The organism is Streptomyces sp. NPDC002044 (assembly GCF_040296725.1).
Lineage (GTDB): Bacteria > Actinomycetota > Actinomycetes > Streptomycetales > Streptomycetaceae > Streptomyces > Streptomyces antarcticus.
Map to the genome: position 1 here is coordinate 1 of NZ_JBEOXU010000198.1, position 8780 is coordinate 8780.

At 75.4% G+C, this 8780-nt stretch carries 2 protein-coding genes; both read left to right on the plus strand.

Annotation, left to right across the window (positions count from 1 at the left end; translation table 11 throughout):
• On the plus strand, positions 1–1698 hold a 1698-nt coding region (locus tag ABT106_RS29235), incomplete at its 5' end, for a condensation domain-containing protein (protein ID WP_351283301.1).
• A gap of 20 nt (positions 1699–1718) precedes the next feature.
• Positions 1719–8780 (plus strand): amino acid adenylation domain-containing protein (locus ABT106_RS29240; protein ID WP_502979518.1); only part of this gene is annotated, 7062 nt, incomplete at its 3' end.

Sequence of the window (8780 nt, forward strand, 5' to 3'; positions counted from 1 at the left end):
CTGGGCCTGCCCGCGGTCGGCCCGGAGGCCAACTTCTTCGAGCTCGGCGGCGACAGCATCGTCTCGATCCGCCTGGTCTCCCTGGCCCGCAAGGCCGGACTGACCATCTCCGCCCGGCTGGTCTTCCAGCACCCGGCGCCGGCCGCGCTCGCGGCCGTCGCCACCGTGATCGAGGGCGCCCCGGCCCCCGCCGCCCGCGCGGCGGACTCCGGTCCCGGACCGCTGCCGCTGCCCCCGGTCGCCGCCTGGCTCGCCGAACGGGGCGGCCCGTTCGCCGCGTTCGCCCAGGCCCGGCTGGTCCAGCTGCCCGCCGGGGCCGGGCGCCCGCACCTCACGACGGCGCTGCAGGCCGTGCTCGACCACCACGACGGCCTGCGCCAGCTCCTGACCGTGCCCCGCCCCGGGGTGTGGAGCGCGGAGGTCCGGCCGGCCGGCGCGGTGGACGCCGCCGCCGTCCTGGACAGCGTGGACGCCGCCGGCCTGGCCGACGGCGCCCTGCGGGAGCTGGTCACCGCGGAGTCCGAGCGGGTGTGGCGCCTGCTCGACCCCGAGTCCGGGGCGCTGCTGCGCGCCGTGCACCTCGACCGGGGCCCGGCCGAGCCGGGCCGGCTGCTGCTCGTCGCCCACCACCTCGCGGTGGACGAGGTGTCCTGGCAGATCCTGCTCCCCGACCTGCGGGCGGCCTACGCGTCGGCGGAGGCGGGCCGCGCCGCCGCCCTGGATCCGGTGGGCACCTCGCTGCGCGCCTGGACCACGCACCTGCTGGCCGAGGCGCAGAGCCCGCGCCGCACCGCCGAGCTGGACCACTGGCTGGCGGCCGCCCCCGGCGGCCCGCTGCTCGCCGGGCGCCCGCTGGACCCGCGGACCGACACGGCGGCCACCGCGCGCCGGCTGTCCGTGCGGATCTCCGCCGAGCGGACGGCCCCGCTCCTGCAGGCGGTTCCCGCCGCCTTCCACGGCACGGTCGGCGACACCCTGCTCAGCGCGCTCGCGCTGACGGTCGGGGACTGGGCGGCCCGGTCCGGGCGGCCCCGGCCGGACGGGTTCACCGTCGATCTGGAGGGTCACGGCCGCGAGCAGGAGCTGCTGCCCGGCGCCGACCTCACCCGCACGGTGGGCTGGCTGACCAGCATCCACCCGCTGCGGCTGCCCTCCGGCGCGTACGACCCGGCGGCGGTGCTCGCCGGACGCGCGGACGCCGGGGACCTGCTCAAGGAGGTCAAGGAGCTGCTGCGGGCGGTGCCCGACGGCGGGCTCGGCGCGGGCCTGCTGCGGTACGCCAACGCGGCCACGGCGCGGCTGTTCGACCCGGCGGCCCGCCCCGAGATCCTGTGGAACTACCTGGGCCGCCAGAGCGGCCGGGCCGGGTCCGCCTGGGGCCCGGCCGTCGAGGCCGACGCCGTGTCCGCCCGCCCCGACCCGGCGATGCCGCTCTCCCACGTCCTGGAGATCACCGCGGAGATCACCGACGGGGACGGCGGGCCCGAACTCACCGCGCACTTCGTCTGGGCGGGCGAGGCGCTCTCCCAGGACACCGTCGGACAGCTCGCGGACGGCTGGACGGCCGCCGTGGACGCCCTCGCCGCCTGGGCGGACGGCGGCGCCTCCGGGGGGCACACCCCCTCGGACCTCGACCTGCTCGACCTCGACCAGGACCAGATCACCATGCTCGAAGAAATGTGGAGGGCCCAGCAGTGACGCAGGCGCGAATCGAGGACATGCTTCCGCTGTCCCCCTTGCAGCAGGGCATGCTGTTCCACTCCGTCTACGACGCGAGCGCGCCGGACGTCTACACGGTGCAGGTCTCCGTCTCCCTGGCCGGTCCCGTCGACGCGGACCGGCTGGAGCGGGCGGGCACCGCCCTGCTGCGCCGCCACCCGAACCTGCGGGCCGGGTTCTGGCACGAGGGGGTGCCGCAGCCGGTGCAGTTCGTGCCGTCCGAGGTGACCTTCACCCTCGGCCGGGCCGACCTGTCCGCCGACCCCTCCGACGCCGCGCTGCGCCGCGTGGAGCGGGCGGAGCTGGACCGCCGGTTCGAGCTGCACCGGCCGCCGCTGCTGCGCCTGCTGCTGGCGCGCCGGGGCCCCGACGACCACCTGCTGGTCGTGACCGTGCACCACATCCTGGTCGACGGCTGGTCGATGCCGCTGCTGGTCGGGGACCTCCTCGCGCTGTACGAGAGCGACGGCGACGCCTCGGCTCAGCAGCCCGTGCGCCCCTACCGCGACTACCTGAAGTGGCTGAAGGCGCAGGACGTCCCGGCCGCCGAGGCCGCCTGGCGCACCTCGCTGGCCGGGTTGGACGAGGCCGTGCTCGTCGCCCCCGCCGACCCGTCCCGCACGGCCGTCAGGCCGGGCGTGCACCGCGTGGAGCTGTCCGGGGCCGCCACGGCCCGCCTGACGGCCGCGGCCCGGTCGCTGGGCACCACCCCCAGCACGGTGATCCAGGCGGCCTGGGGGCTGCTGCTCGGCGGCCTGACGGGCCGCCGGGACGTCGTCTTCGGCCTGACGGTCGCCGGCCGTCCCGAGGAGATACCCGGCGTCGAGTCGATGGTCGGACTGTTCATCACCACCGTCCCGGTCCGGCTCGACGCCCGGCCGGGCGAGAGCGTCGCGGAGCTCCTGCGGCGCTTCCGGGACGAGCAGAACGGGCTGCTGGCCCACCACCACCTGGGCCTGCGCCTGATCCAGAAGCAGGCGGGCGGCGGCGAGCTGTTCGACACCCTCGTCGTCATCGAGAACTACCCCGTGGACCCGTCCGCCCGTCCCGCCCTGTCCGACGGGGTCCGCGTGACGGGCGTCGAGGCCCGCGACGGCACCCACTACCCCCTCACGCTGGCCGTGTCCCTGGACGAGCGGGCCGAACTGGCCCTGGAGTACCGTCCGGACCTGTTCGACGCGCGGACCGTCTCCCGGATCGCGGAGCGCCTCGTCGCCCTCCTGGACCAGGTCGCGGGCGACCCGTCCGTCCCGGTGGGCACGCTGGACCTGCTGACCGGCGCCGAGCGCGCGGAGCTGCGCGGCGTCGGACAGGGCACCGAGCGGGACGTGGCCGGCGGTACGGTCGCGGACCACTTCGCCGCGCGCGCCGCGGCCACCCCGGACGCCTGCGCGGTGGTCGCGGGCGCTGGCCGGCTGACCTTCGCCGAGCTCGACGACCGGGCGGACCGGCTGGCCGCGCTGCTGGCCGCGCGCGGCGCCGGCCCCGAGGCGGTCGTCGCCCTGGCCGTGCCGCGCTCCGCCGACTCGGTCGTGGCCATCCTGGCGGTCCTGAAGTCCGGCGCGGCCTACCTGCCGCTGGACCTGGACTACCCGGCGGACCGGATCGCCCTGATGCTGGACGACGCCACCCCGGTGTGCGTGCTGACCACGGAGGCGGCGCTCGCGCTGCTGCCCGCGGGGGCACCGGACGGGCCCACCCGGATCGTGCTGGACTCCGCCGGGACGGCCGGTGAACTGGCCGGGTACGGGGGCGGGTTCCGCCCGCCGCGCACGGAGTCCGGACACCCGGCCTACGTCATCTACACCTCCGGCTCCACCGGCCGGCCCAAGGGCGTCGTGCTGACCCACGGGGGCCTGTCGAACCTGTACGCCAACCACGTCGCGGACGTGTTCGCCCCGGCCGTCGACGCGGCGGGCGGGCGCACGCTGCGCGCCCTGCACACCGCCTCGTTCAGCTTCGACACCTCATGGGAGCAGCTGTTCTGGCTGATCTCGGGACACGAACTGCACGTGCTCGACGAGATCGGCCGCCGGGACGCCGAGTTCACCGTCGGCTACGTGCGCGAGCACCGGATCGACGCCATGGACGTGACGCCCACCTACGCGGGCGCGCTCCTGGAATGGGGGCTGCTTAGCCCTGCCCACCACCGTCCGGGGCTGCTGCTGCTCGGCGGCGAGGCCGTGCCCGACGCGCTGTGGGCCGAGGTCCGCGCGGCGCCGGGGGTGATGTCGGTGAACCTGTACGGGCCCACCGAGTACACCGTGGACGCGCTCGGCGCCGACCTGGCCGACTCGCCGACCCCGATCGTGGGACGGCCCATCGGCAACACCGCCGCCCGCGTGCTGGACGCCGCGCTGCGCCCGGCGCCGGCCGGGACCCCCGGCGAGCTGTACCTGTCGGGCCACGGCCTGGCCCGTGGCTATCTCGGCCGGTTCGCGCTCACCGCCGAGCGGTTCGTCGCCGACCCGTACGGGCCGCCCGGGGCGCGCATGTACCGTACCGGCGACCTCGTACGGCTGCGGGCTGACGGGCAGCTGGAGTTCCTGGGCCGGGCCGACGACCAGGTCAAGATCCGCGGCTACCGGATCGAGCTCGGTGAGGTGGAGTCGGCGCTGGCCGCCCTGCCCGGCGTCGGGTCGGCGGCCGTCGTGGTCCGCGAGGACACCCCGGGGATCAAGCGGCTGATCGCCTACGTGACCGGCTCCGTCGAGGGAGCCGCCGTACGGGAGCGACTGGCCTCGGCCCTGCCCGACTACATGGTCCCGGCGGCGGTGGTCGTCCTGGAGTCGCTGCCGACGAACGTCAGCGGCAAGCTGGACCGGGCCGCCCTCCCGGCGCCCGGACTCGGCGCCGCGCCGCGGTCGCGGGCGCCCCGCGACGCCCGCGAGGAAGCGCTGTGCTCCGTCTTCGCCGAGGTGCTGGGACTCGCCACGGCCGGCATCGACGACGACTTCTTCGCTCTGGGCGGCGACAGCATCGTCTCCATCCAGCTGGTGACCCGGGCCCGCAAGGCGGGCCTGGTCCTCACCCCCAGGGACGTGTTCGAGCGGCGCACGGTGGAGCGGATGGCCGCGGCCGCCGGCAACGCCGCTGACCAGGACGGCGGTTACCTGGCCTCGGACGGCCCGCTCGTGGCCCTCGACGCCGGCCAGGAGGCCGCGCTGGCCGCGGTGTTCCCGCGGGTGGAGGAGGTCCTGCCGCTCGCCCCGCTCCAGGAGGGCCTGTACTTCCACGCCGTCTACGACGACAAGGCCCTCGACGTCTACCTCATGCAGAACTTCGTCGAGCTGCTGCACGCGGTCGACGCATCCGCCCTGCGCGCCGCGTTCGACACCCTGCTGCGCCGCCACCCCAACCTGCGGTCGGGGTTCTGGCACGAGGGCCTGGACGGTCCCGTGCAGGTGGTGCCGGGCATGTGGGACCTGCCGTGGCGGGAGACCGACCTCAGCCATCTCGACCGGGAGGCGCAGGACGAGGCGCTGCGGGAGTTCTCCCTCGCCGACGCCGCGACCCGCTTCGACCTGGCGGCCCCGCCACTGGTGCGCGTGGCCCTGATCCGGTTCTCGGCGGAGCGCTGGATGCTGTGCGTGACGCAGCACCACATCCTCACCGACGGCTGGTCGGAGTCGCTGTTCTTCGAGGAGCTGTTCGCCCTGTACGGGCACGGCGGCGCCGACGACACCCTGGCTCCCGTGACCCCCTACCGGGACTACCTGCGCTGGCTGTCGGCCGTGGACCGGGACGCCGCCTCGCGGGCCTGGCGGACCCACCTGTCCGGGCTGGACCAGGCGACCCTCGTCGCGCGGGCGGATTCGGCCCGCCGGCCGGTGACGGCCGAGGTCGTGGACCTGTCGCTGGACGTCCGCACCAGCGACCGGCTGCGGTCCTTCGCCCGCGGCTGCGGCATCACCCTGAACACCGTGCTCAGCACGGCCTGGGCGATGGCGCTGTCCGGGATGACCGGCCGCGACGACGTGGTGTTCGGTGCCACGGTCTCCGGCCGTCCCGCGGACCTCGCCGGGGTCGACCAGATGATCGGCATGTTCATGAACACGCTGCCGTTCCGGGTCACCCTGCGTCCCGGGGAGCCGCTGCGCGACCTCATGGTGCGGGTGCAGGGCGAGCACGCGGCGCTGCTGCCGCACCACTACCTGGGGCTCGGCCCGATCCAGCAGCTGACCGGCCTGGGGCAGCTCTTCGACACGCTGTACGTGTTCCGCAACACGCCGCTGAACGACGCCGCCCGCGAGGAGGCGGTGGAACGGCACGGGATCGGCTGGACGCACAGCGTAGACGGCACCCACTACCCGCTGACCCTCGCGGTCACCCCCGGTCCCGCGCTGGAACTGAGCCTGGGCTACCGGCCCGACCTGTACGACGAGGCGACCGCCCGGCAGCTGGCCGGCCGGCTCGCGCTGCTCGTGGAGCAGCTCGCCGACGGCGGTGCGGCCCCGGTGGGCCGGCTGGCCACGCTGGACGACGCCGAGCGGGCGGAGCTGCTCGCCACGGGCGACGACACGGGCCACGCGGTCCCGGACACCACGGTGGTCGACCTGTTCGCCGAGCAGGCCGCCCGTACGCCCGGCGAGACCGCGCTGGTCTTCGAGGACCGGCGGCTCACGTACGCGGAACTGGAGGCCCGCGCCAACCGGCTGGCCCGCGCCCTGGTGGCGCGGGGTGCGGGTCCGGAGACGGTGGTGGCCCTGGGGCTGCCGCGGTCGGCGGACTTCGTGGTCGCGCTGTTCGCCGTGCTGAAGACGGGGGCGGCGTACCTGCCGCTGGACCTGGACCACCCGGTGGACCGGCTCGGCGCGATGGTGTCGGACGCCGCTCCGCTGTGCCTGGTCTCGACGGCTCCGGTGACGGACCGGGTGCCGGTGGTGGAGGGCGTCGCGGCGCTGCTGCTGGACGATCCGGCGACGGTGGCCGAGCTGGCCGGGCGGGCGGACGGGCCCCTGGAGGAGGCGGAGCTGACGGGTGTCCGGGACGGCCGCCACCCGGCGTACGTCATCTACACCTCCGGTTCCACCGGGCGGCCCAAGGGCGTCGTGGTGCCCTACGCGGGTCTGACGAACATGCTGCTGAACCACCGGGAGCGGATCTTCGCGCCGGCGGTGGCCATGGCGGGCGGGCGCCGGATGAAGGTGGCGCACACCGTGTCCTTCGCGTTCGACATGTCGTGGGAGGAGTTCTTCTGGCTGGTCGACGGGCACGAGGTGCACGTCATCGGCGAGCGGCTGCGGCTGGACCCGGCGGCGCTGACCGCGCACTACGACCGCGTCGGCATCGACGTCGTCAACGTGACGCCCTCGTACGGGCTGCGGCTGGTCGAGGCGGGCCTGCTGGACGCGGACCGGCACCGCCCCACGCTGTTCCTGCTGGGCGGCGAGGCCGTCCCGGACGGCCTGTGGGAGCTGCTGAAGCGGACCCCGGGCACGATGGGCTACAACCTGTACGGGCCCACCGAGTACACGATCAACGCGCTGGGCGCCGACGTCGACGACAGCGCCGGCTCGTGCGTCGGCCGGCCGATCTTCAACACCCGGGCGTACGTGCTGGACAGCGCGCTGCGGCCGGTGGCTTCGGGCGTGGCGGGCGAGCTGTACCTCGCGGGTGCGGGTCTGGCCCGCGGCTACTTCCGGCGGCCGGCGCTGACCGCGGAGCGGTTCGTCGCCGACCCGTTCGGCGCGCCGGGGACCCTGATGTACCGCACGGGCGACCTGGTGCGCCGGCGCGGGGACGCGCAGATCGACTACCTGGGGCGCGCGGACGACCAGGTCAAGATCCGCGGCTTCCGCATCGAGCCGGGCGAGATCGAGTCCGCGGTCGCGGCGGTGCCCGGCATCGCGGCGGCGGCCGTGGTGGTCCACACCGGACCGACCGGGGTCAAGCGGCTGGTCGCCTACACCGTGGCCTCCGCCGCGGACGCGGCCGAGCCGGCCGCGCTGCGGAGCCGGCTGTCGGCCGTCCTGCCGGAGTACATGGTTCCGTCCGCCTTCGTGGAGCTGTCGGCGCTGCCGCTGACGGTCAACGGCAAGGTGGACCGAGCGGCGCTGCCCGCCCCCGACTTCGGGGACGCGGGCGGTGGCCGGCCGCCGAAGGACGCCCGCGAGGAGCTGCTGTGCGGGATCTTCGCGGACGTGCTGGGGCTGGAGCGGGTCGGGGCCGAGGACAACTTCTTCGAGCTCGGCGGCCATTCGCTGCTGGCGATGAAGCTGGTCGGCCGGATCCGTGACGAGCTGGGCACCCCGGTCCAGGTCGGGACCGTGATGACCGCGCCGACGGTGGCCGGCCTGGCCGCCCGGATCGGCTCGGACGCCCGCCGGGACGCGCTGCGGGTGCTGATGCCGCTGCGGGAACGGGGCACGGCGGCGCCGCTGTTCTGCTTCCACCCGGCGTCGGGCTTCGCCTGGCAGTACACGGGCCTGCTGCGCCACCTGGCGCCGGACCGGCCGGTGTACGGGCTCCAGTCGCCCGGTCTGGCGGGCGCGCAGCCCGAGGTGGCCGACGTCGCCGGGCTGGCGGAGCTGTATCTGGAGGAGATCCGTACGGTGCAGCCGCAGGGCCCGTACCACTTCCTCGGCTACTCCTTCGGCGGGACGGTGGCCCAGACGCTGGCCGCGATGCTCCAGGAGCGTGGCGAGGAGGTCGCCTTCCTGGGCCTGCTGGACGCGTACCCGCCGGAGACCGAGGACTGGTCGTACATCGACGCCCCTGACTGGCGCGAGCGCCTGGAGCGGGAGGAGAGCGGCTTCCTGCTGTCGGTGGCCGGACTGAACCAGCCGGCGGGCGAGGCCCCGGTGGACCGGGCGGAGGCGGTCGGCGCGATCCGCGACAGCCAGGGTCTGCTGGCCGGGTTCGACGAGGCCCTGCTGGGGGCGATCGTCGACACGAACGTGCACTGCGTGCGGCTGCTGTCGCGCAGCCGCACCCGGCGCTACCGGGGGGACGTGCTGTTCTTCAGGTTGCCGGAGAAGCTGCCGATGGTGGAGCCGTCGGGGGCGGCGAAGTACAGGTGCCGGCCCCCGGACGGGGTGGCCACGGTCAGGGTGTCCGGC